Here is a 26,265-nt window from a genome sequence, read left to right on the forward strand (position 1 = left end):
TCACATTGCTTCCAGTGTTTTATTGCTTTCAGTGTTTTAGTTATATAGCCAGCTCGGGTGCTGGCTTTTTTTTGCGTAAAAATCAGCTTTCCAAGCTAATTTGATGTTTCTTTATCAATCCTCGAAATTGGTCATAGCTCAGCGATAGGCATTGGGCCGCTTTGCGTTGATTAAAATTAGCTTGGCGTAGCGCCTCTTCCACATACTGTTTTTCTGACTCCAGTTGCCATTGGCGTAAGTCAAAAGGAAAAACGGGTGCCAATTTGGGGCTTTCTGATGGCGCCGCTGGCATCTCATGAAGCTCTGCTAGCTTCTCACCAAAGGGATCTAAAATAATCGTATCCACCGGTAAGTCACTTTCACCATGTCGATAAACTGATCGCTCGACGACATTTTTCAATTCACGAATATTACCCGGCCAAGAATATCGCATCAGTATTTGCTGGGCTTTGTCAGAAAATCCAGTGAAATAAGCACGTTTTAGCTCACGTACCATGCCAATGGCAAAGTGCTCAGCCAATAACAAAATATCAGGAACACGTTCACGTAATGGCGGCATGCGTAGCACTTCAAAGGCAATTCTGTCGAGTAGGTCAGCGCGAAAAAGCCCTTGGCGAGCCAATTCAGGAAGATTGGCGTTAGTGGCACAGACCAAGCGAACATCCACTTTTAATGACTGACTTCCTCCCACACGCTCTAATTCACCATACTCAATGACACGCAAAAGTTTTTCTTGCACGGACATCGGTGCGGTTGCCAGCTCATCAAGGAATAACGTACCTTTATCTGCACGTTCAAAGCGACCTTGATGGCGTTTCTGCGCTCCGGTAAAAGAACCTGCTTCATGTCCAAATAATTCAGAATCCAGCAAGTTCTCATTGAGTCCGCTGCAATTTAAGGAGATAAAAGGCTCTTGCCAGCGGGGAGATAGATAGTGAAGGCGATCCGCGATTAACTCTTTACCTGTTCCTCGTTCACCAATAACAAGTACAGGTTTATTTAGCTTGGCAAGCTCAGAAGCACGTTCTAGGACATCGAGGAAATTACTCGATACACCAAGAATAGTATTATTAGTCTCTGTCATGGTTATTTTTACCAAATATTGGTTAATTTTACCTATTGCTAACTATAGTATAAATAACCATCGATAGACATTAAAATAATATTTTTGTTATTTATTAATTGGTTATGTATTTTTTAATAAAGTTGGCACGCCACTTGCTATCTTAGAGTTGTAATAGATAGAGGTTGAAATAATTATCGGTTTAATAATTTCAATTTTATATTCATGGAGCATCACGTATTGGTTGGACGCCAACATCGGGTTGAGGCTCTACAGAAAGATAACATCCATCAAGAGGATATAAATTATGGGTATTTTTTCACGTTTTGCCGACATCATTAATGCCAACATCGCTTCACTGCTTGATAAAGCTGAAGATCCGCAGAAAATGATCCGCCTGATGATTCAGGAAATGGAAGACATGTTAGTGGAAATCCGCTCCACCTCAGCACGTACTCTAGCTGAGAAAAAAAGTTTAGAGCGCCGCGTCGAAATGGGCGAAAAACAAATTGCAGAATGGCAAGAAAAAGCGGAACTGGCATTAATCAAAGATAAAGAAGATTTAGCTCGCGCTGCATTAATTGAAAAGCAAAAAGTCAGTGCCATGGTCGATACGCTAAAGCATGAACTGATTATTGTTGATGAAACACTGACTCGCTTAAAAGGCGAAATCACGGAATTAGAAAATAAACTGCAAGAAACGCGTGCAAAACAGCAATCAATGACCGTACGTTTAGAAGCTGCACAATCAAGCCGTAATGTTCGTCGCCAGTTAGATAGTGGTAAACTGGATGAAGCAATGGCGCGTTTTGAACAGTTCGAACGTCGCATTGACCATATGGAAGGCGAAGCGCAAAGCTACGGTATTGGTAAACAACGCTCTTTAGAACAGCAATTTGCTGAGTTAAAAGCAGATGACGAAATTAGTGCCCAGTTAGCCGCGCTTAAAGCTAAAATCAATAAAGACGAATAATATTCAACACGCAAGGCGCAGTGATTTCATTGCGCCAGTGCGCTAGGCTAAATAACCATAAATAAGGAAATGTGATGGGCTACGTTTTACTGTCTCTCGTATTAATCATCTTTGTCATTTTTGTTCTGCCGATTTGGTTGTGGCTCCATTATGGTAAGAAAAACAATGGGCAGGGAAGTCAGCTTACTGAAAATGAAGTACAACGTTTGATGCAATTGGCAGAGCAGTCGTCGCGTATGCAGCAACGTATCAAAACACTGGAAGATATTTTAGATGCCGAGCACCCAAATTGGAGGCAAAAATAATGACTAATTTTCGCAACCGCAAGTTATATCGCTTAACGGATAAACGTGTTTTTGGTGGTGTTTGTTCCGGTCTCGCTGAATATTTAGAGTTACCGGTTGCTTTGGTCAGAGCATTGGCTGTACTTGCCCTGTTTATGAGTTTTGGATTGACCTTGATAGTCTATGTGGTGATGTGTTTCTTTGTGGAAGCTGCGCCAAGCGGTTACCGAAGCGAGCAGGATATCGGACCAGAAGTGACAACACTATTAAACCAAATTGATGCTCAGCTACAAGCTGGGGAAATGAAACTGCGCCAAATGGAGCGCTATGTCACCTCGGACACTTATACCGTTAACAGCAAGTTTCGTCATCTATAACAACTGATTTGCACCATCACATAAATGGGAATAGAGTTTAATGACTGTATTCCCTTTATATTTTTATTGGGAGAGCGAGAACTAGGAGCATTATGAAACGGCTACAAAATGAATTAACTGACTTAATGAACCGTAGCGTTGACCGCCATGTAAGGCTTGCTGTCACTGGACTAAGCCGCAGTGGCAAAACCGCATTCATCACTTCTCTCGTTAACCAACTTCTTAACACCACCACGGGAGCGCGTCTTCCGCTATTTTCGGCGGCAAGAGATAAACGAATTCTAGGGGTAAAACGCATTCCACAGCGCGATATGTCAATTCCGCGTTTTGCTTATGATGAGGGAATTGCATCGCTTTATGGCGACCCGCCCCAATGGCCAACGCCTACCCGTGGCGTGAGCGAAATTCGCTTAAAAATTCATTACCGTTCGAATGATTCGTTTGTTCGACATTTTGTCGATAACTCCTCCCTGTACTTAGAAATTGTCGATTATCCGGGGGAGTGGCTACTGGATTTACCAATGCTAGATCTGAACTATTTAACCTGGTCTAGCCAAATGAAAGTGCTACTTAAAGGTAAGCGTGAGGAGCTCGCTAATGAATGGCTACAGCTCTGCCAAAAATGTGACCCATTAGCTCCCGTCGATGAAAATCTATTGGCTGAAATTTCGAATGCTTACACTGCATATCTACATGAATGTAAGCAACAAGGGCAGCATTTTATTCAGCCTGGGCGATTTGTTTTACCCGGAGAGTTAGCGGGAGCACCTGCATTACAATTCTTCCCATGGCCAAATATCGAAAAATATGGTGAAAAACAGTTAGCGCAAGCAGATAAAAACACTAATATCGGCGCATTACAGCGTCGCTATCAATACTATTGTGACCATGTGGTGAAAGGGTTTTATAAGGATCATTTCCAGCGTTTTGATCGACAAATTGTGCTGGTGGACTGTTTGCAGCCTTTAAATAGCGGTGCAGACGCCTTCAACGATATGCGAATGGCGCTAACCCAGCTAATGCGCAGCTTTCATTATGGAAAGCGCACATTGCTCAGACGCATGTTTTCTCCATGCATTGATAAGCTACTCTTTGCCGCCAGTAAATCGGATCATGTAACGCCAGACCAACATGCAAATTTGGTCTCGTTATTGCAGCAATTAGTCCAAGATGCTTGGCAAAATGCGGCATTTGAAGGGATCAGCATGGACTGTGTGGGTCTGGCTTCTATTCAAGCAACCGAAAGCGGCATTGTGGACTACAAGGGGGAAAAATTACCGGCTTTAAAAGGTGAGCGACTCAGCGATGGGCAGCCCTTAACGTTCTATCCCGGTGATGTCCCAAAACGCTTGCCTAATGAACAGTTTTGGCAGCAGCAAGGCTTTCAATTTGAAAATTTCCGCCCTCGGCCAACGCCGTTAGATCAACCGTTGCCACATATTCGCATGGACAGTGCTCTGGAATTTTTGTTAGGAGATAAACTGAAATGAGTGAACCTCTAAAACAGCGTGTGGACTTTGCCGATAAGGCCGACAAGCCGACTATGGAACCATTAAAACAAGCGCAAACTTTTGATGAAAAAGCGTTTGAAAAATTTGTACCGGTCGATATACAAGAAGAACAAGATAGCCAAGATGGTGAAGTTGAAAGTCTCATCAATGAAGCCTTAAAACCTAAACGCAGTTTCTGGCGTAAGTTAGTTGGTGCTGCCGCAGGCATTTTTGGAGTGAGCGTTGTCGCGCAATTAGGTCTTTGGATCCATCAATCATGGATAACTCAAGACTGGACAGCGTTAGGCACCGCAGCGGCGGGGGGCTTAATTGTAGTCGCTGGTGTGGGTTCAGTCATTGGTGAATGGCGTCGCTTGTATCGGCTCAGAGAGCGTGCAGAGGAGCGTGATTTTGCACGTGAATTGCTTCATAGCCACGGCATGGGGCAGGGTAAAGCATTTTGTGAAAAGCTCGCCAAACAGTCTGCATTACCGATGCAACACCCTGCAATTCAAAGCTGGCAAGCCACGGTTCACGATTCGCATAATGACCGCGAGGTTATTGAACTGTATAGCAAATTAGTACAACCGATCCTTGATGAGCAAGCGCGTAAAGAGATCAGTCGTTCGTCGGCAGAGTCAGCCTTGATGATAGCGGTTAGTCCATTGGCCATTGTCGATATGGCATTTATTGCGTGGCGAAACATTCGTTTAATCAACCGTATTGCCGCCATTTATGGTATCGAATTGGGCTACTATAGTCGGATCCGATTATTCCGTATGGTGCTGATTAATATTGCATTTGCAGGGGCTTCTGAGCTTATTCGCGAGGTCGGAATGGATTGGCTATCGCAGGATATTACTGCACGCTTGTCAACACGCGCTGCGCAAGGAATTGGTGCAGGTCTTCTGACCGCTCGATTAGGTATTAAGGCGATGGAGTTATGCCGTCCATTACCTTGGATAGAAGACAAACCGAAATTAGGTGATTTTCGCCGTCAATTAATTGGCCAACTGAAAAATGCCATTCCCTCAAAAAAAGAGAGTCCATAAGCTGTAAATTTTGCTGGCAGGATGAGTTGACAGTTTTGACCATCCTGCTAGTCATGTCTAAAAGGGCAATTCCCTGTCGAATTAATCTACAATCCTCGAGTTAAAGAAAGAGATGCTGCTGATATTTATTAGAAACTAGACGAGTGTCAACAATATGTGACACGGCTCTGTATTACTGGCCTGTTTAACGCTAAAATATTAGCAATTATGTTCTCTACAAAAGGTTTCATCATGCGCCTCGAAGTGACCTGCCAAGACCGAATCGGTTTAACGCGTGAATTACTTGATCTTTTAGTCCTACAAAACATTGACTTAAAAGGCATTGAAATTTCAGCTCAACGTCGAATTTACCTGAATTTTGCACCGGTAGATTTTCAGGTTTTCAGTACGTTAATGGCAGAGATCCGCCGTATAAACGGGGTAATTGATGTTCGCCGCATCTACTTTATGCCCTCCGAACGTGAGCATAAAGCAGTGTGGGCTTTACTCAATTCCTTCCCTGAGCCCGTTTTATCCATTGATAATAAACTGAATGTTGAGCTGGTTAACCCAATGAGTTTGCAACTTTTTGGGGTTGATGAAACTAAAATCAAACAAAAATCCTTCTCTCAGTTAATCCCTAACCATGGTTTACATCGTTGGTTTGAACGTGAGTCTCCAGAACCATACACCGAACGAATTTCGGTCAAAGGCAGTGACTATTTAATGCAGGTTACGCCAATTATTCTCGCCGATGAAGATGGAAAATCTCACTGCACAGGGGCGGTGATCTTACTCAAATCTGTGGCAATCCTTGAAAATCAACGTAAGCAAGTGGCTGAAGTTGATATTGAAAACCGTGGATTTAACCAGATTGTGGCGGTCAGTCCTGCGATGATCCAAGTCGTTGAGCGTGCTAAGCGCGTTGCGATGCTGGATGAGCCGTTATTGCTTGTCGGGGAAACCGGAACGGGTAAAGATATTCTGGCAAAAGCCTGCCATTTGCACAGTGCTCGTGGCAATGCGCCATTTTTAGGATTGAACTGTGCTTCTATGCCTGATGATGTCGTTGAAAGTGAATTATTTGGTTATGCAGCAGGGGCTTATCCAAATGCGGTTGAAGGGAAAAAAGGCTTTTTTGAGCAAGCGAATGGCGGCACTGTCTTGCTGGATGAAATTGCTGAAATGTCCCCTCAAATGCAAATTAAACTATTACGTTTTCTGAACGACGGAACATTCCGACGTGTTGGCGAAGAGCATGAAGTCAAAGTCAATGTACGTGTGATTTGTGCGACACAGAAAAATTTACCTGAGCTAGTGGAACAGAAAAAATTCCGTGAAGATCTCTATTACCGCTTGAATGTCATAACGCTCACGATCCCTCCATTAAGAGAGCGTAGCGAAGATATTAAACCGCTCACGAAAGTTTTTGTGTCTAATTTTGCCAAAGAATTAAATATTGATGAGCCAAAAATCTCACCAGCATTAATTGAATCACTCAGCGCCTATTATTGGCCGGGCAATGTTAGACAATTACGTAATGCGTTATACCAAGGGCTATCGCAATTTAATGGCGATATTCTGGATGTTGGTGATATCCAACTTCCTGATGCAGTTAACGCGCCTGCGATTGCGTTAGATACATTAAATGGGTCACTGGATGAAATAACCAAACGCTATGAAGCCTCGGTGTTGGCGAGGTTATATCGTGATTATCCGAGTACGCGTAAATTGGCTAAACGTTTAGATATTTCTCATACCGCTATTGCCAACAAATTGCGAGAATACGGGCTAAGTACCAAGAAAGAGCAAGATTAACATAATGAAAAAATGGTTTAAATTGGGTTTAATTAGCGTATTAATGAGTGTGAGTATTGGTGCTGTTGCACAAGAAAAACCGAATAATAAGCTGATTGATAAACTCTGTAAAAATGCAGAGCAATCCATGGAAGACGTATATGAAAATGGCGCACTAACTCAGTGTCATTTCCCAAATAGCTCACTACTTAGCGCTTATCAAGAATATCGTAACCTGATTGGTGACGATAAAAAGTTTTTAGAGGCTAAGTTAGAACCAAATAAGAACAAAGAAGTGACTTGCTCAGATGATAACTGTCAATTGATTATTTATCGATGGAGCGGGGACAAAAAATTAGAGATTGAGCAAAGTTTTCCAGGGGGAGAAACGTACCTCCAATTTATTCAAGATAATAAAGAGACTTTGCTCGAAATAAGATATTTCCCTGACTAACATCCATTCAGCTAGTATTAATAAAACATACCAGATAAATAAGCTCACTCATTCAAATCAGTTAAAGAATTGAGTGAGCTTACTCGATTAAACTAAATTTACATATTTTTCATTGTAAAACGACGCCCCGATCATTGCGGATTGGTTGTTTTTTCTGCTATAAAAATGATGACCAACGCTTTAATTTTTAAATTAACGATAAAAAATGCTTAAGTTGTGCATTGATTATTAATATTAGCAACGCGGGTTTTATACCTTTAAGGAGTTGCAATGGAACAATTTACGATTAATTTTATTGTCAATTTCAAGCTACGTGAATATATGTCTAAATGTCACTATCAAGGTGATATGTTTGAATCCGCAAATACCGCCGCAGAACTTTATTTAATGAATAAGGCAGCTGCGAACTATTTAGCGAAAAAAAATCGTTTTACGTGGGATGTGTTAGTCAAAAATGGTGTTAAACCACGGGATTTGATTATCGATATTCTTACGTCTTGTTGCCCTGTGACCCAAGAGCAGGCTCTACGGGTATTAAGTACGTTGTCGCACTCGTTAGTGAGTATGATGAAAGAAAATATAATTTTTACGAACGTGGTCAACGCGAAAAACCACAAACCGTTATTTTGGGCTTATGTTGATTAAAAACATGATTGATAACCCCTCAACCCCTATCAAATGAAGCCACAATCACCGAAAGCATCGGCGATTGTGGTTCATCATAATTTAAGATTATTTCAGGCTATTTAGCGCATTATCATAATCAGGTTCTTCAGTAATTTCAGGCACTAATTGGCTGTAAATCACTTTGTCGTTCTCATCTAATACAACGACAGAACGAGCCGTTAAACCTTTTAATGGTCCAGTGGTCATTTCAACGCCGTAATCTTGGGCAAAATCACTACGGAATGAAGATAATGTCACCACATTGTCTAAGCCTTCTGCACCACAAAAACGTGCTTGAGCAAAAGGTAAGTCAGCAGAGATACATAACACAACAGTGTTGTCTAAACCGTTGGCTAATTGATTGAATTTACGCACAGAAGCGGCGCAAACACCGGTATCTACGCTTGGGAAAATATTCAGAACTTTGCGCTTACCTTGGTAAGTATCTAAGGTTGCTTCACTTAAATCTTTAGCGACTAAAGTGAAAGGTTTAGCTTGTGAGCCCACTTGTAAAAAAGTACCTGCAAGTGAAATGCTATTGCCTTTGAGTTTTACTGTCTGTGACATTCGTTTTTCTCCCGTTTATAGGTTGAGTTACAGAAGATGAAAATATCAAATAATTTTTAAAATCAAATTATTACGTAATTTCACATTCTTAACTTTCTGTTTTTAAATCCTATTATTGACCGAATTGTATTGTTGCCTTCTCGGTGTGCTAAGTAAGAAGGTTGCACTGCATTATACAAGTAATAAGCCCTATTAAGAGTTTATGTTTTTTATTATGTATCATCTTAAAATACCATATTCAACGCGATAAAAAGAGCGCTTTGTGCCGTGTTTTACTTGTTATATGATGAAGCGAAAGCTAATTTTAAACTGACAATCAAGTCAATGAGTTATTCGCCTATCACGATGAATACCTTGGCATGTCAAATATCAATTTAGCAGTTTGTAATGGGTTAATTCATCAAAGCTTAGCGAATAACGCTGAGTAATCCTCTTTTTGATTAATAGATAGAAATAATAATATGCATAAACGTTCATTGACCTCTTTAGCTGTATTCATTTCATCACTTTTCCTTTCTACATCGGTTATCAGTGCTACGGTTCCTGCTGGTACTGTTTTATCAGAAAATCAAGAAGTTGTGCGCCATCTGAAAGATGAGCCAGCATCGTTAGACCCAATTAAATCTGTTGGACTGACTGAAGCTCAAGTGATGCGTGATTTGTTTGAAGGCTTAGTTAATCAAGATAATCATGGGAAGCCGATACCGGGTGTCGCACTAAATTGGCAAACCGATGACAATCGCACTTGGATTTTTCAGTTACGCCCTGAAGCGTCATGGTCGAATGGCGAACCAGTTACCGCTGATGATTTCGTTTACAGCTGGCGTCGTTTAGTCACGCCAACCAATACATCGCCATTTGCTTGGTTTGCAGCATTAGCAGGAATTAATAATGCGCAGGATATTATTGATGGTAAGTTGCCGCCAGAACAGTTAGGGGTGGAAGCTGTCGATAAACACACATTGAAAATTGTGTTAAATAAGCCAGTTCCTTATTTCCCGTCATTAACCGCAAATTTTAGCTTATTTCCGGTTCATCGCGGAACTATTGAACAATATGGAGCAGATTGGATTAAAGTCGGTAATTTGGTTGGAAACGGGGCGTTTGAGCTGAATGACCGCGTTGTTAACGAGAAAATCGTATTAACACCAAATCCGCACTATTGGGATCATAAAAATACAGTGATCACTAAAGTGACTTTTGTTCCCATCAACCAAGAATCTCATGCGACTAACCGCTATTTGGCGGGGGATTTAGATATCACGGAATCCTTTCCAAAGCAGCGCTATCAAAAATTATTACAAGATATTCCTAACGAAGTTTTTACTCCGGATCAACTAGGTACCTATTACTACGCATTTAATACCCAGCGCGAGCCGACCAATGATGTCAGGGTTCGTCAGGCATTATCAATGGCAATTGACCGCCAATTGATTGCTAGCAAAGTCTTAGGGACAGGGGAAAAACCCGCTAATTATTTTACACCCGATGTGACAGCAGGTTTTAAGCCACAAAAAGGGCTATATCAGACACATAAACAAAAAGAGTTAGATCAACAAGCCAAAGCGTTATTGAAACAGGCAGGGTACAGTGAAACGCATCCTTTGGAATTGACGTTGCTGTATAACAGCTCGGAAAACCATCAAAAAATTGCCATTGCGATTGCTTCTATGTGGAAGAAAAAACTCGGGGTACAAGTTAAATTAGTTAACCAAGAGTGGAAAACCTATATTGATAGCCGTAACACCGGAAATTTTGATGTGATCCGTGCTTCTTGGATTGGTGATTTTAATGAGCCATCGACATTCTTATCACTGCTAACTTCTCAACATAGTGGCAATATTCCTAAGTTTAGTAATCCGCAATATGACGCATTAATGACTTCAGCCAGTATTGAAACGAATGATGCGCAGCGTAATATGTATTACAACCAAGCAGAAGCCATTATTGCAAAAGAAGCGCCAATTGCGCCAATCTATCAATATACGAATGCGCGCTTGATTAAACCGTGGTTAAAAGGTTATCCGATTGAAAATCCAGAGGATGTGGCATATAGCCATAGCTTCTATATGATTAAGCATTAGAATGATATTTAGCAAGTGCAGATGTGCAGGCTAAATTTTGGGAGACCCAAAATAAAAAAACTCCTTCCACTGGAGAGTCGGAAGGAGGACCAAAAAGGAATAAACACTACAGGGCTAATAATAGGAAAAAACTTTGCGGTTTTATTGCTAATTTGTGTCAATCAAATGGGATCTCTCTAGCAAAAATTGAGAAATTTCATTGGGCTATAAATTTTGCATAACATCTTATTTTACTGTTTTTATTTTCCTTTGCTTAACACCTACTTAAACTTTGTATTTTGATTTTGTTATTGAAATCATTGCAATATTCCCTTTAATCAACTAAAAATACCTTACTTTTCAATTTAAGGAGATATTGCATGGCATCGACCTATGGATCGCAATTTCAACACTCTAGCCCCGTTCATGCCTTTCAGTTAGATGGAGACGGTGGTGTTCTTCCAATCGATTTAAATGCCACTGCAACACAGCAATCTCCATTTTGGCTGCATTACGATTATAAAAATAAAGAGACGTCTAGCTGGATCCAACAGACTGATTTGTTTAATGACCAAGTGAAATCGTCACTGACGGGTAAAATGAATCGTATGCGGATGGTGCGTATTGGTGATGGCGTTCTGCTGACATTACAAACCCTGAATAACACGGCAGGGCAGCGACCTGAACAATTGGTGGCCTTTCGTATCTTTATGAATAGCCGTTTGATTGTTTCATGTCGTCACCGACGTGTTCACTCATTGGATTCTGTTATTGATGATCTTAAAGAAGGCGTTGGTGCTCAGAGTACCGGTGAATGGCTTGCCGATGTCACAGATGCAATGACCGATGAAATTAGTGATTTCACCGATTCTCTTCATGAACGTCTCATTGAAATGGAAAATGTGATATTACATGGCGAAATTCCTGAACGCGGGGAATTAGCGTTATTGCGTAAACAGATTATTGTTGTGCGCCGTTATATGGCGCCGCAGCGGGATATGTTCTCTCGATTAACCGCTGAAAAATTATTATGGTTAGATGATAACGACAGACGTCGTTTACAAGAAATTTCAGACCGATTAGGGCGCTGTATTGAAGATTTAGATGGTTTTATTGCTCGTACTGCCATTATGTCTGATGAAATTACGAATATGATGACAGAAATGATGAATCGCCGAATCTATACCATGTCATTAATGGCGATGATATTTTTACCAACCACATTTTTAACCGGTTTATTTGGTGTGAACTTAGGGGGGATCCCCGGTAATGAATTTAAGTTTGCCTTTAGTGCTTTTTGTTTATTACTCGCCTGCTTAATCGCTACGGTATTTTGGTGGTTAAAAAGAAGTCGATGGCTATAAGAAAGGTGAATTGCTCTGGATAATGGGCGCTAGTTTGAGATAAATCAATAAAGGGTATAGGGTTTTAAGGCAATATTACTCCCGCAGGTGAATGCAACGTTGAGCGATGAACGTTGTGCTCCATAATTGTAGTTTTTCTCATATTGAGTTCTTATACAGAATAATTGACCACTGTAATGCCGATGTATTTTACATCGGCTTTTTTTTGCATAAAATCTGACGCCACCCTGAATTTCTCCAGAGGTAGCGGATCAATTTTTATTATCTTACTTAACTTCAATCACATCTAAGCGGTCAGCACTGTAGTCTGGCTGATCATCTTCATCAATCATTGGCTGAGCAGGCAATTCTTCGCGGTCAAAAGCCATATCACCACCATTGATCACTGCATCACCATGTGAAATGTTTTTAAAATCAAATAGTTCAGTATCACATAAGTGAGATGATACAACGTTTTGAGTTGCTCTAAACATGGTTTCAATACGTCCAGGGTAACGTTTATCCCAATCGCGCAGCATCTCTTTAATAACTTGGCGCTGTAAATTAGGCTGGGATCCACACAAGTTACAAGGAATGATAGGGAATCCTTTAGCTTCAGCAAAACGCTCAATATCTTTTTCGCGGCAATAGGCCAGAGGGCGAATAACAATGTGCTTGCCATCGTCGCTCATCAATTTTGGTGGCATGCCTTTTAATTTACCGCCGTAAAACATGTTTAAAAACAGGGTCTGTAAAATATCGTCGCGGTGATGGCCAAGTGCAATTTTGGTCGCGCCTAACTCTGTCGCGGTGCGATATAAGATACCGCGACGTAAGCGAGAGCACAGGGAACAAGTGGTTTTCCCTTCAGGAATTTTTTCTTTTACGATGCCGTAGGTATTTTCTTCAACAATTTTATACTCAACACCGAGTTCGTCTAAGTAAGCTGGCAAAATGTGTTCAGGGAAGCCCGGTTGTTTTTGGTCTAAGTTAACAGCGACCAAAGAGAATGAAATTGGGGCACTTTTTTGCAGGCTTTGTAAAATAGACAGCAAGGTGTAGCTATCTTTTCCCCCAGATAGGCAGACCATGATACGGTCGCCTTCTTCGATCATATTAAAATCGGCGATGGCTTGCCCAACATCACGACGAATTCTTTTTTGGAGTTTGTTTAAGTTGTATTGTTCTTTCTGTGTATTCATTCTGTACTATTCTGTGTTGTCGCTGAGTATTTAACTTTATAAAAAATAAAAGAAATTTTGTTTTTTCTGTTACTGCTTTGCAGGCTAAAGTCCCTAGAGACAAAAGCTACGATGCATAAAGGCATTTACGAAACAGATAAAAAACAGAAGCTCATTTATGGAGGTGAAGTTTTCAGGGGCACATGATAGCAGATGGATGAGGATTTTTGATACAGGTTAGTGAAAAAGGTTCTATCTCGTGTTCGTGTTCTTATCGGTTTGAAGGGAGGTTTAGTTGGATAATATCCTGATTTATCACTAAAACAGGTGCGAGACAAACTACAAAAAGTGGTAAGCATTCCGTCAGTCCTATACAAGGCGTAAATCTAACTTAATCTGCGTTATTCTTTTTTTCATATCCATATAAATTAATCCTACCAGACAAATACTCACCTAAATACACTTCACTGATTTTACTGAAACCTTGTTTCGAGATACTGTCTTCTAACCACTCAATGTCTTTGTCGATGATTTCGAGTAAGTCATAGTTAGCTAAGCCATCTACGATAATTGGATAACGTATATTTTCATCGCCACTTTGGATAATGGTCAATTGCCCATTTTGTTCGAGAACAACGCGTTTTAGCTGCTCTATTTCGTAAATGCCATTTGATCTTAGTTTGAACATCAAATCATTAGCGGAAACACCATTTTTTAGACACTCTTTAACGTTAACGCTACCATTGTGTACCAAGGTTATAGGTTTGCCATCAATAATTCGTTTAATGAATGGATTGTTCTCTTTTAAAAATTTAAGGGCAAAAACAAGCAGAGTCCAGATGATTAACACGAGTATAAATTGCAGTACTGTTATTGATTCATTGTAAATGACGCCACCGATAATACCGCCTAGAACATAGTTTTGGACTTGATCCATTGCGGATGAGGGGGCTAAATTCCCTTTGCCCATGAGGTTTATTTGAACAATCAGGCATAGAATCCCCAATCCAAGTTTTATAATAATAGGTGTATAAATAATCATTTCATGCCTTATTTTTTTATGATTTTAATTTCGGGATTTGTTAACCAAACTTTTTCTAAGCTGTACGTTTGTTGATCTAAGCTTAAATGAATGCGGTAATACCGGTCATCAACTTTAATGATGATGCCATCGGATAATTGTACAGAGTTAGAAAATATAGAATTTATATCTACACCTTTTTCTTTTGATAATAACCTTACGAAATTAACCATTTGGGATGATTTTGAGTGTATATTTTGACTATCGGTATAATCTTGATACTGAATACCTGAAATGAAAAGTAAAAATAGGAAGGCGATAATCGTTAAATCCCGATATTTAGTTTGTAGGCGATGTCGCATATACAGGATGAAAAAAATGATTAAAGCAAATAAAGTTCCAAAAATGACAATGTATTTTAAATAATCATTTATATTAGACTGCGCTTGCAAATAATCTATCCCATAAAAATTCATATAAAAATCATTCCTGATTGTTCACGATACTCATTGTTATTATAGTGACTTATTAGCATTTTAGCTCTGATATTAAACTCTAATTTTGAGTTGTCAGTCATTACCCAAGATCTGTCATTGATTTTTATGCTGAAGTTAAAAGTTGTCGATGAATTCAATGGTTATCAAAGAAAGCATTTCGAAAACCTGCATGTGGGATTAATTCAAGATAAGCTTTTAGATAACAAGAATATTAATGGGGATTTTATTCAAATATCGTAATGAAAATAATAATGACGCTTCCCTTCAACAAATAAGTCATTTGAAGAGAAGCGATGAATGATTATTGAGCTGCTTTTTTCAGTTTTTCAACTTGTTCGGCGGTGACGGGTTTACCTTGTCCCCCCCATTCGGCGCGTGCCCATGATATTAAATCTGCCATTTCTTGTGGCGTTAAATCATCGGCAAAACTTGGCATTGCATACATACGCTGCCCATTTGGGAAAGTGGTGGTTGGAATACCCGTTAACACTACACTGATAAAGGTTTCGGGGCTGTTCATAGCTAAGATGGCGTTACCTTTTAACGCTGGAATACCATTAGGTACACCTTCTCCTGTGATCCCGTGGCAGCCTGCGCAGGTAGACATATACATTAAGCGACCTGTTTCCATGATTTGACTGACATTACCCACGGCTGGTGAGTTTGCCTCGGGCAATGGAGCAGGCGGAGCTTTGGCTCCCAGTATTTTTCCTTGTTGATCCGTCATTAAATAAATTGCCATATCATCAACATCGCTTTTATTCATCTGACTAGTAGAAAAATGAGTCACTGTGCTCATATCTGCAAATGCAGAACCTTGCGGGGCATTCCCTGTAAGCAGGAATTGGCGCAAAGAGGCGGTATCGTACCCATGTTTGGAAAGCGCTTCGGCTGTAATATCAGGGATTGCTAAACCGGCTTCTTCACCCCCTTGAAGTGACCGTGAAAACTCGACACCCATCATTAAATTACGTGGTGAGTGACAAGCGCCACAGTGTGCTAGACCTTCAACAATATAAGCACCTCGGTTCCACTCGGCAGAGCGTTGTGGGTCATGAGGTGCATTTTGTTTAGGGAAATTGAGTAAAGTCCAGAAGTTCATAAATGGGCGAACGGGTAGGACAAATACACCTGTATTTTCTTTGTTTGGTACATTGATTGGCGGAAGTGACATCACATAAGCATACAGGGCATCAATATCATCTGATGTCGTCATATGGGTAAATACAAACGGCATGGCAGGGTAGAGATTGCCTCTTTCTTTACCAATTCCGTCTTTCAAAGCACGATGGAAATCAGCACGGGTATAGTTACCGATACCAAATTGCTTATCAGGCGTGATATTTGTGGAATAAATGGTACCAAAAGGGGTTCCGATAGCACGCCCCCCCGCAGCCAATGGCCCTTCAGGTAATGAGTGGCAACCAAAGCAATCTCCAGCCGTTGCCAATTCTTGCCCTCTTGGCAGCAATTTGGCGACTTCTTCTGAAGTCAGCGGTTTATCTAAATCAGGGCCGATACTGGAGGTACGAAAAGCACCAAATAGGATCGCAAGCATTAATATGATGAATAATAAGATAATAATATAAATGCTTTTACGTAAAGAGCTGGATTTAGCCATGAGGTTTCTCCCTAATCGATCACGCAGCCAGGAGTGTCGAGAGCGACTTTCCTCACAGCTTCATAATAGCGAACATAGCCTGTACAACGGCAAATATGCTCATTGAGGGCTTCTTCAATCGCATGTTCGAGTTGGTTTCGTTTCACTGGTTTTTTTTTCAGTTTATCAAGAAATACCGTCGCACCCGTGACGAAACCGGGGGCACAATAGCCACACTGGAACGAAAAGTTTTCGATAAAAGCTTGTTGAATTGGCGTTAATTCAACAACTTTACCTTGTTCATCCAGTTTGGCTTGCCCTTCGATGGTAACAATATTTTTATTGTTGAAATAATGGGCACCAAAGATACAGGTACGGCTTTCAACCGTTGAGCCATCGGGCTGAATTTCCATAATGGTGCAAGCATGGCAGATCCCTTGCCCGCAACCAAAGTGGGTGCCTGTGAGGTCAAGGTATTCATGTAAAAACTCAATCATTGGCATCCCAACAGGGACGTCAATAGGACCAATTTTTTGGCCATTAATGGTCAGAGTTAGCGGCTTGCGCTCAATAATCGGAACGGCATTGTTGATTTTCATGAGAGTGCCTTTTTAATTTTATCTACCGTGATAGGAAATTCATAGAAACGCTTACCTGTCGCATGGGTTAATGCGTTACTCGTCGCAGGTAAGATAGGGATCATTCCCAGTTCTGCCATGCCTTTTGGTGGCGAAGTTTCCGATAGGGGAGGTAAGTAATCAATGGTTTGTTGCCAAACAGCAACATCTTTTGCGCGTGGTAGAACATAGCGATTAAAGTTCCAGGTTCCATTACCTGGCCCATCTTCATACAGTGGCAATTCTTCCATCAATGCGTGGCCAATACCCATAGCGGTGCCCCCTTGAATTTGGCCTGAAACCAATTCAGGGACAATCATCGTACCGGGGTCCATAATCATATGGTGGCGCATGATATCGATCTCACCCGTCATGGTATTGACGTTGAGCTCTACGAGGCAGGAAGCTGGTGTGACCGTAGTTGGGTCAGCTTTTGCGCGTTGTGTTGGTGGGTAATAGGCAATTTTACGTTTAATAAAATGGTAACCGCCAGTTGTCATCTGTTTTTTCAGTTCTTGTGGAGCACCTTCGCCATAACGAACGGATATTGCATCGAGAGGGAGATTTTTTAAGCCGACAGTTGGGATATCGAACTCTGCGCGAGCCCACTGCCAGCTTGAATAGCCGTGAACAGCAACTCCGGTGATGAGCCCCATCTCATGGGCTCTTTTGGCTAAAATGTCAAAAGGAATGGGCTTCATTCCACCACCGCCAATACCGTCTGGTCCGACACGAATATCTGCAAATTCAACATTTAAGCCATTGAAAGCTCCTCCGCCAGGGCCTTCACTCCAAATGCTTTTGGCCGCAGGCCATAGGGTATTTTCTAATAAAAAATGACCTGCTTGGCGTGTACCAAATCCAATGTAATAAACGCCGCTCGATGAACTCATGTCAGGGATCAGTGCAGGTGTCCAATAGGGATCAGTTTTTGACAGTTCATCTTGTTTTTTCTGATCTGCCCAACTGGTTTTGAGTGGGAGTTCTGCAAATTCAGTTACCCCAAACTCAACCACATCAGGGGCTTTACTGAGTGCTTGCCACACCATGACTTGCTGTGCGGTTGTGCCTCCGGTACCAATTTCTTGCATGCAATGGCGCATTGTCAGCTTGCCATTCGCATCAAATTCAAGAGAAAGAATCGTTGGAACACCGCTAGAACCATAAACTTGCTGCACTTGCGCGAAGCCAACGCCGTATAATTTACCGGGATTTTTCGCTTCATAATCGACTTTGTTTTTCTCACGTTCGACCCAAATCGGGTGTTTTTGCGCAAGATTTAACATTTCGACATTGCGAGGGTCACCCGCTATTACACCACCTTGTGTATTCGGATAACCTTCTAAGATGGCATTACGGCGGCGCAGTTCAATTGGGTCAATATTGAGGTTGTGAGCGATTTCATCGACCATCAATTCAGTGACTGCCATTGACTGTAAGGAACCAAAGCCACGCATTGAGCCCGCTTCGACAGCCGAGGTGGCCATGGCGAGAGCGGTGAGGTCAGATTTAGGGAAATAATAAATAGATTGAGCACCACGTACCGCAACGTGTGATACGGCAACCGAGAGGTTTTCACGGCCTCCACCATTACAGTTATAAGTACCTTTTAATACATCAAATTTGCCCGTTTTTTTATCACCGATAATGGTGACATCCATCTCAATAGAGTGGCGTTTCATTCCCATTTGGAATTGTTCATAGCGGTCATTTGCCATGCGAACAGGTAAGCCATCAGCATAGAAACTGGCGACCATCGAATAGAAAGGAAAAACCGAATAGTCTTTTGAGCCATAACCGACGGTAGAACCGGTTAATAACACAATGTTCTCGACAGAAAAATGTTTGTTGTGCTTCGATAATTCAGCAGCGGCGTTGACCACTCCTGCAGGAGACTGTGTCGCGGTTAAGATATGCAGTGTTTTGGTTTGTGCATCATACCAAGTATTACAGTTATCAGGCTCCATTGCGCAAGGGTCAATGGATTGTGAAAAACCATGGCGCTCAATCACAAACTTGTCGGGATTCTGGCGAGCTGCTGCGATTTCTTGCTCAATTTGCCGTGCGTAACCCATCGCCTTTTCTTGTTTATCAGGGTTTTTCTCTGCCTGGTGAAGGGCTTGAATAAAACCACCACCACGATCTTTACGGATCACTGGTGGAATAGAAATGGCGTGTTTGGGGTCATAAGGAGGCCAAACAGGTGTATTGCCATCGAACCCCCCTTTAATACCTGAATCTTGATAAGGGGAAAAGATAGAAGGTGAAAGTGGGGTGTCACCTCCGATACGTACGTATCGTGCTGCACCATAGTTAGCAGGTGGTTTTGGCCCAGTCACCGTTCCATATTTTACGGTATTTTTTGCAAAACGTAGCATCCGCTGCGCTGTGCTGTATTTATCGAAATCATGATAAATCAAGATGGCAACAGGGTGGCCAATAATTGGCGGGGTATCCCCTAGCGGCACTAAAATATTGGTGCCATAGAAGCCTTTTCCCATACTGGTGTCTTGAGGGATATTTAAGCCATCACGGATAAGGTCTTCTTGTAAAACAACTTTATCAGGCTGTAAGTTTGGACCTAACATTGAAATATCAATGCCTTCAAAGGTTTTATCTGCCTCTGTTGCTTTTAACATAAAGGCATAGCTTTGTTTTTTAGGCCAGCCGGGGATATCTTTAGCGCGGTAATCACGAGCAAAATTCTTACGGCCGGTGACCTTTTCAACGCCATCCCAACGAAAGCGTGCTTTACCATTTTGACCTATCCAATCAGTTGATGGAGAGTCAGAATCGAGCTCCATTGCTATCGCAAAAGGGAGTTTACCCACCATCACTGCAATGCCTGCAATAGTGCCTAGTTTGATAAAATTACGTCTAGAAATATGACCCGACATAGTGTGCTCCCCGATGATATTTTTAGGGTTTTTATTATGAGGAATAGAGGAAAATAATATTTTTAGCCACGCATTATAAGATTGTTTTATTGCGATTTAATTTGTTCGTAATTCGATGGCTAATATCAGATAGCTCAATAAGTTACATAAATAGTATGGGTATCTATAGTGATATATCAAGAACGAGTAAAGGGATTTAGACAAGAAAGTGAATAATACTGCTGGGATCATCTTAATGTGACAATATTGAATAAAATAACTGAGTTTTATTAGAATGTAATTTATTTAAATGATAGCAATTATTATTAATGAATAATTAAATGAGTATGCATTGTATTATATAAATCAGATAATTATGCTGAGATCGTGATAAGAGTGATTACAACATCAGAAGCTGAAGAGCCTCACTTCAGTGGGGTTTTTGGGGATTTGTATACATGATGCGCTTAAGTAAATCGAAGGCTATTCCGAACAACTGATTTTAATTGTCAACTTGAATGGTGTTTTTATTAATTAATGAGATTAATTATCATATTGTTTTCGACTTAACTTATGAAGGAAGAGGCATGAAAAAGATAATTGATTCATTTTTTGTTGTAGCTTCATTTGTCATTGTTGCACTGTCATTTGTCTTTGCCGGTGGAATGCCTTTTGACCCAACAGAAGATGATAGTATCAAATAATTGATGGATAGAGTTATTTCCAAGAGGTCGTTTAGTGCGACCTTTTTTATTAAATTGTATTTGGTGTATGGATTGATGGGGTTTAAAGTGGTTATTTATCATCGAGTTATCTATATATTCGGGTATTGAATATATTGTTAAATCCATATTGATTATTAAAATAATCGTAGTATCTATGAAAAAAACCTTGCTATGCGTAAGGATGTATGAGTAAATGTAGTTATCGGTTTGGAAGTACAGACCTATTTATGAAAGCAAGTTTTGAAAAGTTCCCCCCGTTTAGCGTTATCCTATAGATACCCATTCGTAGTGAATTCCTTCTAATTAGTTCCATAAGTATCAAGAAAAATCAAACCTATATGCCATGTGGCAACAATTAAAAATTCAAAGGAATTCAATATGTCTAATACAATGACTGGTTTAGTAAAATGGTTTAACGAATCTAAAGGCTTTGGCTTTATTTCTCCTGAAGATGGAAGCAAAGATGTGTTTGTTCACTTTTCTGCAATCCAAAGTGATAGCTTCAAAACCCTTAATGAAGGGCAAAAAGTCAGCTTCTCAGTAGAAAATGGCGCAAAAGGTCCAGCTGCTGTAAATGTAGTGGCACTTTAAGAGAGATCTCTTTATGAGATGTCCTTGAGATAAAGGCACGCTATCATTTTGAAGCAAGCAAAAGTAACTCTTCCGGTGTTAAATGTACTTTTGCAAAAGTACTATGAAAGCTTAGACGTGTTAGTTACTTGATTGGTTATTATTAAAAACCTCGCTATGGCGGGGTTTTTTTATGCTTGCTTATGTTTAATGTAAAGAATTGTAAGTGCTGGATTGAAATTTTCACTAGCGACACTATATAAGTTATGCACCAAGATAAAGAGTTAATCCATACGGGCAAATGGCTAATGGTGCTTATGTAATAGGTAGTTCGTTTGATATTGAAGGAGAAATTATGTCTAACATTAGATCTTTTTCATTATTTCCAGCATTATCTGATAACCTGCTTTCTAGCAGGTTTGACCAAATGGATCGTTTATTCAGCCAATTAACAGGTAACCGACCATTAACCTCAGAACATCCATATAATTTAAAACAAATAAATGAATCAAATTATCAATTAACTGTCAGTGTTCCTGGTTATAAAGAGGATGACTTGAGCGTATCCTTAAAAGGTGGGAAACTCTATGTACAAGGTGAGCAATCAACTGAATTAGTTAATGATTCAGAGAAATGGATCCATAAAGGGATAACACAAAATAAATTTTCTCTTGAATTTAATCTCGGTAAGAATGTAAAAATTGAAAGCGCAGAATTATCAAGCGGTTTGTTAACATTAAATATTGAATATGAAATTCCGGAAGAAGAGAAACCTCAGATCATAGCTATTGAAAATAAAGATACAAAATAGTTTTTCTGTATTTTCTAACCCGTCAGCAATGGCGGGTTTTTTTCGTTTAATACTTGTTAGTGCTGGGAACATCAAAGCCAGCTGTAAAAAATCGAAATGGTTACTGCCACCGGCTTGGATGATACAATCACTGTCCGACCTACTGACTCCGTTATCCTAAATTATTGGCTACTCAGACAACGAATCGCGAAGTTCAAGCAAATGATACTTGGTTTGCAAAATAACATTAGAACGGAGTGCTTACGTTAATACCAATCAGTGAACGCTCTTGCGAAAAAAATTAAATTTATGAAAGCCAGAGTGCTTAACAAGTAGATAGAGAACTTTAAAAAAAGTGTCATTGTATCTGGTTGTTTTTTATCTTGAGCAATAATGAATAGAATGCAGGCAAGGACAGGGATAAATATGAGTAAGAGAGTAATGGGGTTAGTATACATATATATATTAATACAGCTCTCTTATGTAATGAAAATTTTATCTAATAGTAAAGTATATTTTTAACAGGAAAGCAATACGGAAAACTGAACAATAACGAATTTGACAATAAAGTGGTCAACAAATCCAATTAGTCAAACTATTAATATGTTAACAATTAATATGAAAATCTCATCAATGCACGGATATCACCCCATAGCGGGTTGGGGGATTTAACTTAAGGTGATAAACCTTGGCTACAATCACAATAGTGGTAGCGAACTTTACAAATGCCATTAACATAAATTAATTTGTGGTTGGTGAGAATTTGCTGGAAGATGATTGCGTCTTATTACGTTGGCAATGATATATGAAAGGGCTTTATAACAAGCCCTTTGGGAGGAATTATTTTTTTGTATAAATAATTTTTTGTGTTTCATTCGAACAGTTACCTACAACAGCACCTTGTTGTGAGGCTGCTTCTTCATTTGAAACGACGGTAATGGTAAAGCTCTCTTCAGGCACACCATTGTTAATAATTTTTTGTGTAATTTCTTCAACAACGCTTTCACATGAGGCATTCGCAATGGCTGGAATAAATAATGTTATTAATGTAGCAATAATTATTTTTCTTTTCATATGCAATATTCCTTATAAGCTGAATCAGTTAATAGAAACTCTTTTAAAAAAGCTTAATAATTATACTTAAATTAAATATTTAAAGCTATCCATTGATAGTAGTAAAACACTAGAAGATATCTTCATCTCTAACCCGCTAGTGTTTTATTAATCTGTTAAATGTAGGTTTTTACTGAGCGACTCTCTGTATTGCCTTACCTCCAGCCTCTATGTCTTCACCAACACCTTTAGTGGTATTACAGGCAGTTAATGTGAAAATAACAGCTAATGAGCAGATGAGGAAACTGATTTTTCTTAACATATTTTCTTCCTTTTAGGTGTGAAGTTATAAGTTACAAAAGATCATTTTTAATTATAGCAGAACAACTTGATTGAGATTTTCATTTGCATAGAGCTGTAATATTAACTTCTATCATTGATGTTGAATCATAAGGTCAGTGATATCTGACAAATGAAAATGAGCTGCTATATTTTTAGTATTAATGCTTTAAGTGTTAACACTTATTTCGCTATTAATCAACATTAGCAATGAAGGGGACATTCTATGATATTAGAAGAGATATTTATCCGTATGCTTAATGTTTTTCAATGCTTATTAGTCGGTATTTTTTTAATATTATCATCAATCGTTTTACCACTCTGGTTAGGCTTACCGGAGTTAACGCGGCAATGACTTTATTTAAATACTCGGGTTCTATAGTTAAAAATACTAAATCACTTTAGTCTCCCCGCTCTTTTTTATGCGAAAGTATTTTTAAAATCTGGTTTTCTGCGAAAGGAAGCGATAGCTTGAAAAGATCATGCCTTGGGTCATGGCGTTTAACCAGACGAGGTTTTTTTACTCATCATCTAAATGGAATTTGTGTAACATTCGATGCGCAATAGGCGCAAATATCAATCCTAGAGTGGTCATAAAAACCAGACTGGTGAATACACCATAAAAAGCGAAAAAAATCTTTCCTGAAATGTTTTGCGGAACAATGTATGGACCAATTCCATTAGCGATAAAAGCACTGTTAAATATGGCATCATGCCAACTTATGCTCGAATCAAACGCTATATGCCCAACAATGCCAATGAATAAAGTGGTAACGATAAGTATAAAAGCATAACAAAAATGTAATAGCATTCGTTTTAAAAAAGAGCGGAAAGAAATTAAAGGCATATTTTTAGATTCAAACATGATTTTTCCTAAAAAGTAATTTAATGAAGTAATTACATAATAAACCTATGTAAGATTACCTAAAATTTTTATTTTGACAATAGTGTCATAAGTTAGGCTAAATTCGGGCATTTTTTCGTTTGTTGCAATTTATATTCTCGCCAAGTTAGCATAACTGAAACTTATTAATGGGATGGTGAGATGAAAAAAAATGAACTTATGGAGTATGTCCAGAGTAATTATGGTGCAGTTGCTGAGTACCCATGGGCTAAATTTCCTAGTTACATCATTTATAGGCATAAAAATAACGCAAAGTGGTTTGCTGCCATTCTGACGATTTCATCAAAGAGATTATATGAAAGCGAGTGTGATGAGATGATAAATATTATAAACCTCAAATCTCCTCCTGAATTAGTGGGTTCGTTGAGGTTAAAGGAAGGGGTATATCCAGCATATCACATGAATAAAGAGCACTGGATTACTATAAAGTTGGACAGTGGATTTCCAGAGGATGAGCTTAAAGTGTTGATTGATGAAAGTTACAAATTGACTGCAAAGTAATTAATCTAGCCCGTCCTTGGGCTTCTGTTTTAACGCCATTTTATTGGCTCTGGTGGGCTAATTCTGAAAATAACCACCTTAATTTTAATTACTTATAATTGAAGTCATTAGGGTGATTATCGAGGCTACCCGTAAGAGCCGCAAATAAAACTGTTTTCCCATCGATTGATAAGTCATCGGTGATATTAAACCAGAGTAAATCCTCAGTATTGTTCTTTTTATCATTTGAAGAGAATACACCTGCCATCACATTCTTTTCTTTAGAGTACATAATCGCAATTCGCTCTGCTGGGCAATTGTGAGGTTTGCACGCTGTTGCTACTTGGTATTTATTACCGTTTAAAGTCACAGTATTTGATGGGGATTCAGTGCCACCAGTTAAGATCCATGATGGGAGATCGTTGTTTTTTACAACTTGTTGGAGTGCTGTTTTAGTATTTGCATCACTAGCTAACTTACTGATAGTTAAATCGTTGCCAGCATGAGCATTGGCTGCGATGAAAAGAGCTGCGATGAGTGTTAATTTTCTAAGCATGTTAATAATCCTTTGTGTGTTTAAAGGTTATCTGGTTAGTGCCAAATGTTGCAAAACCAAATTCTAGAATAATATGGTGTTAATTTAAATAAAAGTTACATAGAAGCTAATCTGACCCTGGATGGGTGGTTTTTTTATATCTGGAGAAATGTAAATGGCTCAGTCCAAGACCAAAATGAACAATTTAAAGGTGGCGTAAATAATCAGAAAATTGCTTTATTCAGTACTTAAATTAATAGACTTGGGAGTATAGGCAAAAATTTTTGTTAGAAGGAATAGCTAGTAACGGAAAAGGTTCTATCTCGTGTTCTTATCGGTTTGAGGGGAGGTTTAGCTTCACCGGCGATTGTGTAACACTAAATCGATAGATGAATTTTATTGAAACTGGTTATATATATTTCATTGCAATGTAACTTGGAGTGTATATGAACAGAGCATCATTATCTAAAAGTTCTCCTGATGCGTATAACAAGCTGATTGAGATTAGCAATCATATTGATCAGCAAGCAGTATCATTAGGAATGGAAGAAGGGTTTATTCATCTACTTAAATTGAGAATATCTCAGATTAATGGATGTGCTTTCTGCGTGAGGCTTCATACCCAAGATGCTCAAAAATGCCATGTTAATATTGATAAAATCGCATTGGTCGCAGTGTGGGAAGAGGCTGATTATTTTTCTGAAAAAGAAAAGGCCGCATTCTTATTGGCTGAATCAGTCAATATGGTTCATTCCGGTCATATTCCTAATGATATTTATAAAAAAGCTGCGGAATACTGGAACGATGAGCAACTAGCATTAATTGAATGGATATCTATCATCATTGGTTCTTTTAATCGCATCGCTATCGCGAGTCGTTATAAAGTGAAACCGTAAGTCTCTAGTCAAATCACAGGTTAATATTAGTGATACTTGTCCTATATTTACAATAAGTAAAGTGACTTCATTT

General features: G+C 39.5%; 26 protein-coding genes. 14 read left to right on the forward strand and 12 right to left on the reverse strand.

Going from position 1 to position 26,265, the window contains the following annotated elements:
• Positions 1–82 precede the first annotated feature (82 nt).
• Positions 83–1,084, reverse strand: a complete 1,002-nt coding sequence (pspF, locus tag GKR48_RS09875) for a phage shock protein operon transcriptional activator (protein WP_154627956.1) — start codon at positions 1,082–1,084, stop codon at positions 83–85.
• A 286-nt stretch (positions 1,085–1,370) separates the two neighbouring features.
• Between pspF and pspA the strand changes: the two genes are divergently transcribed.
• From pspA to GKR48_RS09915, 8 genes are all read left to right on the forward strand, one after another.
• Positions 1,371–2,036, forward strand: a complete 666-nt coding sequence (gene pspA / locus GKR48_RS09880; protein ID WP_006660058.1) for a phage shock protein PspA — start codon at positions 1,371–1,373, stop codon at positions 2,034–2,036.
• 74 nt (positions 2,037–2,110) lie between these two features.
• Positions 2,111–2,341: an envelope stress response membrane protein PspB gene (pspB, locus tag GKR48_RS09885; RefSeq protein ID WP_006660057.1), complete on the forward strand. Its 231-nt coding sequence runs from the start codon at positions 2,111–2,113 to the stop codon at positions 2,339–2,341.
• Entirely contained in the window at positions 2,341–2,697 is a 357-nt protein-coding gene (pspC, locus tag GKR48_RS09890; protein WP_154603985.1) for an envelope stress response membrane protein PspC, read from the forward strand. Before pspB ends, pspC begins: the two co-directional genes overlap by 1 nt.
• A gap of 92 nt (positions 2,698–2,789) precedes the next feature.
• Complete coding sequence (locus tag GKR48_RS09895; protein WP_154627957.1) at positions 2,790–4,187, forward strand: YcjX family protein; 1,398 nt, start codon at positions 2,790–2,792, stop codon at positions 4,185–4,187.
• The gene (locus tag GKR48_RS09900) at positions 4,184–5,239 is read left to right on the forward strand and encodes a YcjF family protein (protein WP_154627958.1); all 1,056 of its coding nucleotides are present in this window, start codon (positions 4,184–4,186) and stop codon (positions 5,237–5,239) included. The genes GKR48_RS09895 and GKR48_RS09900 overlap by 4 nt, the downstream gene beginning before the upstream one ends.
• A gap of 231 nt (positions 5,240–5,470) precedes the next feature.
• Positions 5,471–7,036, forward strand: coding sequence for a transcriptional regulator TyrR (gene tyrR, locus GKR48_RS09905; RefSeq protein ID WP_154627959.1), 1,566 nt, complete (start codon positions 5,471–5,473; stop codon positions 7,034–7,036).
• Positions 7,037–7,040: 4 nt separating this feature from the next.
• The gene (locus GKR48_RS09910; RefSeq protein ID WP_154627960.1) at positions 7,041–7,469 is read left to right on the forward strand and encodes a hypothetical protein; all 429 of its coding nucleotides are present in this window, start codon (positions 7,041–7,043) and stop codon (positions 7,467–7,469) included.
• A 270-nt stretch (positions 7,470–7,739) separates the two neighbouring features.
• Positions 7,740–8,114 (forward strand): ATP-binding protein, encoded by a 375-nt coding sequence (locus GKR48_RS09915; protein WP_154627961.1) that lies wholly within the window; start codon positions 7,740–7,742, stop codon positions 8,112–8,114.
• Between the two features lie 87 nt (positions 8,115–8,201).
• Here GKR48_RS09915 and tpx read toward each other — a convergent pair whose 3' ends face one another.
• Positions 8,202–8,702: a thiol peroxidase gene (gene tpx, locus GKR48_RS09920; protein ID WP_154627962.1), complete on the reverse strand. Its 501-nt coding sequence runs from the start codon at positions 8,700–8,702 to the stop codon at positions 8,202–8,204.
• A gap of 461 nt (positions 8,703–9,163) precedes the next feature.
• Here tpx and GKR48_RS09925 point away from each other — a divergent pair, with 461 nt between their 5' ends.
• Together GKR48_RS09925 and zntB are read left to right on the forward strand one after the other, a co-directional pair.
• Positions 9,164–10,786 carry a peptide ABC transporter substrate-binding protein gene (locus GKR48_RS09925; protein WP_154627963.1) on the forward strand — a complete coding sequence of 541 codons (1,623 nt, stop codon included), beginning with the start codon at positions 9,164–9,166 and terminating at the stop codon, positions 10,784–10,786.
• Positions 10,787–11,145: 359 nt separating this feature from the next.
• Complete coding sequence (zntB, locus tag GKR48_RS09930) at positions 11,146–12,129, forward strand: zinc transporter ZntB (protein WP_154627964.1); 984 nt, start codon at positions 11,146–11,148, stop codon at positions 12,127–12,129.
• 266 nt (positions 12,130–12,395) lie between these two features.
• Here the strand turns inward: zntB and ttcA are convergent, their stop codons facing one another.
• The 6 genes from ttcA to GKR48_RS09960 all read right to left on the reverse strand — a co-directional run bounded on the left by ttcA (position 12,396) and on the right by GKR48_RS09960 (position 19,921).
• The gene (ttcA, locus tag GKR48_RS09935) at positions 12,396–13,310 is read right to left on the reverse strand and encodes a tRNA 2-thiocytidine(32) synthetase TtcA (protein WP_154627965.1); all 915 of its coding nucleotides are present in this window, start codon (positions 13,308–13,310) and stop codon (positions 12,396–12,398) included.
• Between the two features lie 370 nt (positions 13,311–13,680).
• Positions 13,681–14,331 carry a DUF421 domain-containing protein gene (locus GKR48_RS09940; RefSeq protein WP_154627966.1) on the reverse strand — a complete coding sequence of 217 codons (651 nt, stop codon included), beginning with the start codon at positions 14,329–14,331 and terminating at the stop codon, positions 13,681–13,683.
• Positions 14,332–14,339: 8 nt separating this feature from the next.
• Positions 14,340–14,786, reverse strand: coding sequence for a DUF3290 domain-containing protein (locus GKR48_RS09945; RefSeq protein WP_154627967.1), 447 nt, complete (start codon positions 14,784–14,786; stop codon positions 14,340–14,342).
• Between the two features lie 322 nt (positions 14,787–15,108).
• Positions 15,109–16,428, reverse strand: a complete 1,320-nt coding sequence (locus GKR48_RS09950; RefSeq protein ID WP_154627968.1) for a cytochrome c — start codon at positions 16,426–16,428, stop codon at positions 15,109–15,111.
• An 11-nt stretch (positions 16,429–16,439) separates the two neighbouring features.
• Positions 16,440–17,006, reverse strand: coding sequence for a (2Fe-2S)-binding protein (locus GKR48_RS09955; RefSeq protein WP_154627969.1), 567 nt, complete (start codon positions 17,004–17,006; stop codon positions 16,440–16,442).
• Positions 17,003–19,921, reverse strand: coding sequence for a molybdopterin cofactor-binding domain-containing protein (locus GKR48_RS09960; RefSeq protein WP_154627970.1), 2,919 nt, complete (start codon positions 19,919–19,921; stop codon positions 17,003–17,005). The genes GKR48_RS09955 and GKR48_RS09960 overlap by 4 nt, the downstream gene beginning before the upstream one ends.
• Positions 19,922–21,003: 1,082 nt before the next feature.
• Between GKR48_RS09960 and cspE the strand changes: the two genes are divergently transcribed.
• Positions 21,004–21,216, forward strand: a complete 213-nt coding sequence (cspE, locus tag GKR48_RS09965) for a transcription antiterminator/RNA stability regulator CspE (RefSeq protein WP_036954791.1) — start codon at positions 21,004–21,006, stop codon at positions 21,214–21,216.
• Positions 21,217–21,550: 334 nt separating this feature from the next.
• Positions 21,551–22,006 (forward strand): Hsp20 family protein, encoded by a 456-nt coding sequence (locus GKR48_RS09970; RefSeq protein WP_154603971.1) that lies wholly within the window; start codon positions 21,551–21,553, stop codon positions 22,004–22,006.
• Between the two features lie 819 nt (positions 22,007–22,825).
• Here the strand turns inward: GKR48_RS09970 and GKR48_RS09975 are convergent.
• From GKR48_RS09975 to GKR48_RS09985, 3 genes are all read right to left on the reverse strand, one after another.
• The gene (locus tag GKR48_RS09975) at positions 22,826–23,059 is read right to left on the reverse strand and encodes a DUF1161 domain-containing protein (protein WP_154627971.1); all 234 of its coding nucleotides are present in this window, start codon (positions 23,057–23,059) and stop codon (positions 22,826–22,828) included.
• A 169-nt stretch (positions 23,060–23,228) separates the two neighbouring features.
• Entirely contained in the window at positions 23,229–23,360 is a 132-nt protein-coding gene (locus GKR48_RS09980; protein WP_154627972.1) for an entericidin A/B family lipoprotein, read from the reverse strand.
• Between the two features lie 537 nt (positions 23,361–23,897).
• A complete protein-coding gene (locus GKR48_RS09985) occupies positions 23,898–24,242 on the reverse strand; it encodes a two pore domain potassium channel family protein (protein WP_154627973.1) in 345 nt (114 codons plus the stop codon).
• Between the two features lie 180 nt (positions 24,243–24,422).
• On the opposite strand from GKR48_RS09985, the gene GKR48_RS09990 reads away from it, so the two are divergent.
• Positions 24,423–24,782 carry an MmcQ/YjbR family DNA-binding protein gene (locus tag GKR48_RS09990; RefSeq protein WP_154627974.1) on the forward strand — a complete coding sequence of 120 codons (360 nt, stop codon included), beginning with the start codon at positions 24,423–24,425 and terminating at the stop codon, positions 24,780–24,782.
• An 88-nt stretch (positions 24,783–24,870) separates the two neighbouring features.
• On the opposite strand, the gene ivy is transcribed toward GKR48_RS09990, so the two are convergent.
• Positions 24,871–25,317, reverse strand: coding sequence for an Ivy family C-type lysozyme inhibitor (ivy, locus tag GKR48_RS09995; protein WP_154627975.1), 447 nt, complete (start codon positions 25,315–25,317; stop codon positions 24,871–24,873).
• A gap of 425 nt (positions 25,318–25,742) precedes the next feature.
• Here ivy and GKR48_RS10000 point away from each other — a divergent pair, with 425 nt between their 5' ends.
• Positions 25,743–26,192 carry a carboxymuconolactone decarboxylase family protein gene (locus tag GKR48_RS10000; RefSeq protein ID WP_154627976.1) on the forward strand — a complete coding sequence of 150 codons (450 nt, stop codon included), beginning with the start codon at positions 25,743–25,745 and terminating at the stop codon, positions 26,190–26,192.
• Positions 26,193–26,265 lie beyond the last annotated feature (73 nt).

Source organism: Providencia sp. wls1943, assembly GCF_009706275.1.
Classification (GTDB): domain Bacteria; phylum Pseudomonadota; class Gammaproteobacteria; order Enterobacterales; family Enterobacteriaceae; genus Providencia; species Providencia zhijiangensis.

Coding starts and splice junctions, on each gene's coding strand:
- pspF (WP_154627956.1), bottom strand. CDS start 1,084: ATGACAGAGACTAATAATACTATTCTTGGTGTATCGAGTAATTTCCTC.
- pspA (WP_006660058.1), top strand. CDS start 1,371: ATGGGTATTTTTTCACGTTTTGCCGACATCATTAATGCCAACATCGCT.
- pspB (WP_006660057.1), top strand. CDS start 2,111: ATGGGCTACGTTTTACTGTCTCTCGTATTAATCATCTTTGTCATTTTT.
- pspC (WP_154603985.1), top strand. CDS start 2,341: ATGACTAATTTTCGCAACCGCAAGTTATATCGCTTAACGGATAAACGT.
- GKR48_RS09895 (WP_154627957.1), top strand. CDS start 2,790: ATGAAACGGCTACAAAATGAATTAACTGACTTAATGAACCGTAGCGTT.
- GKR48_RS09900 (WP_154627958.1), top strand. CDS start 4,184: ATGAGTGAACCTCTAAAACAGCGTGTGGACTTTGCCGATAAGGCCGAC.
- tyrR (WP_154627959.1), top strand. CDS start 5,471: ATGCGCCTCGAAGTGACCTGCCAAGACCGAATCGGTTTAACGCGTGAA.
- GKR48_RS09910 (WP_154627960.1), top strand. CDS start 7,041: ATGAAAAAATGGTTTAAATTGGGTTTAATTAGCGTATTAATGAGTGTG.
- GKR48_RS09915 (WP_154627961.1), top strand. CDS start 7,740: ATGGAACAATTTACGATTAATTTTATTGTCAATTTCAAGCTACGTGAA.
- tpx (WP_154627962.1), bottom strand. CDS start 8,702: ATGTCACAGACAGTAAAACTCAAAGGCAATAGCATTTCACTTGCAGGT.
- GKR48_RS09925 (WP_154627963.1), top strand. CDS start 9,164: ATGCATAAACGTTCATTGACCTCTTTAGCTGTATTCATTTCATCACTT.
- zntB (WP_154627964.1), top strand. CDS start 11,146: ATGGCATCGACCTATGGATCGCAATTTCAACACTCTAGCCCCGTTCAT.
- ttcA (WP_154627965.1), bottom strand. CDS start 13,310: ATGAATACACAGAAAGAACAATACAACTTAAACAAACTCCAAAAAAGA.
- GKR48_RS09940 (WP_154627966.1), bottom strand. CDS start 14,331: ATGATTATTTATACACCTATTATTATAAAACTTGGATTGGGGATTCTA.
- GKR48_RS09945 (WP_154627967.1), bottom strand. CDS start 14,786: ATGAATTTTTATGGGATAGATTATTTGCAAGCGCAGTCTAATATAAAT.
- GKR48_RS09950 (WP_154627968.1), bottom strand. CDS start 16,428: ATGGCTAAATCCAGCTCTTTACGTAAAAGCATTTATATTATTATCTTA.
- GKR48_RS09955 (WP_154627969.1), bottom strand. CDS start 17,006: ATGAAAATCAACAATGCCGTTCCGATTATTGAGCGCAAGCCGCTAACT.
- GKR48_RS09960 (WP_154627970.1), bottom strand. CDS start 19,921: ATGTCGGGTCATATTTCTAGACGTAATTTTATCAAACTAGGCACTATT.
- cspE (WP_036954791.1), top strand. CDS start 21,004: ATGTCTAATACAATGACTGGTTTAGTAAAATGGTTTAACGAATCTAAA.
- GKR48_RS09970 (WP_154603971.1), top strand. CDS start 21,551: ATGTCTAACATTAGATCTTTTTCATTATTTCCAGCATTATCTGATAAC.
- GKR48_RS09975 (WP_154627971.1), bottom strand. CDS start 23,059: ATGAAAAGAAAAATAATTATTGCTACATTAATAACATTATTTATTCCA.
- GKR48_RS09980 (WP_154627972.1), bottom strand. CDS start 23,360: ATGTTAAGAAAAATCAGTTTCCTCATCTGCTCATTAGCTGTTATTTTC.
- GKR48_RS09985 (WP_154627973.1), bottom strand. CDS start 24,242: ATGTTTGAATCTAAAAATATGCCTTTAATTTCTTTCCGCTCTTTTTTA.
- GKR48_RS09990 (WP_154627974.1), top strand. CDS start 24,423: ATGAAAAAAAATGAACTTATGGAGTATGTCCAGAGTAATTATGGTGCA.
- ivy (WP_154627975.1), bottom strand. CDS start 25,317: ATGCTTAGAAAATTAACACTCATCGCAGCTCTTTTCATCGCAGCCAAT.
- GKR48_RS10000 (WP_154627976.1), top strand. CDS start 25,743: ATGAACAGAGCATCATTATCTAAAAGTTCTCCTGATGCGTATAACAAG.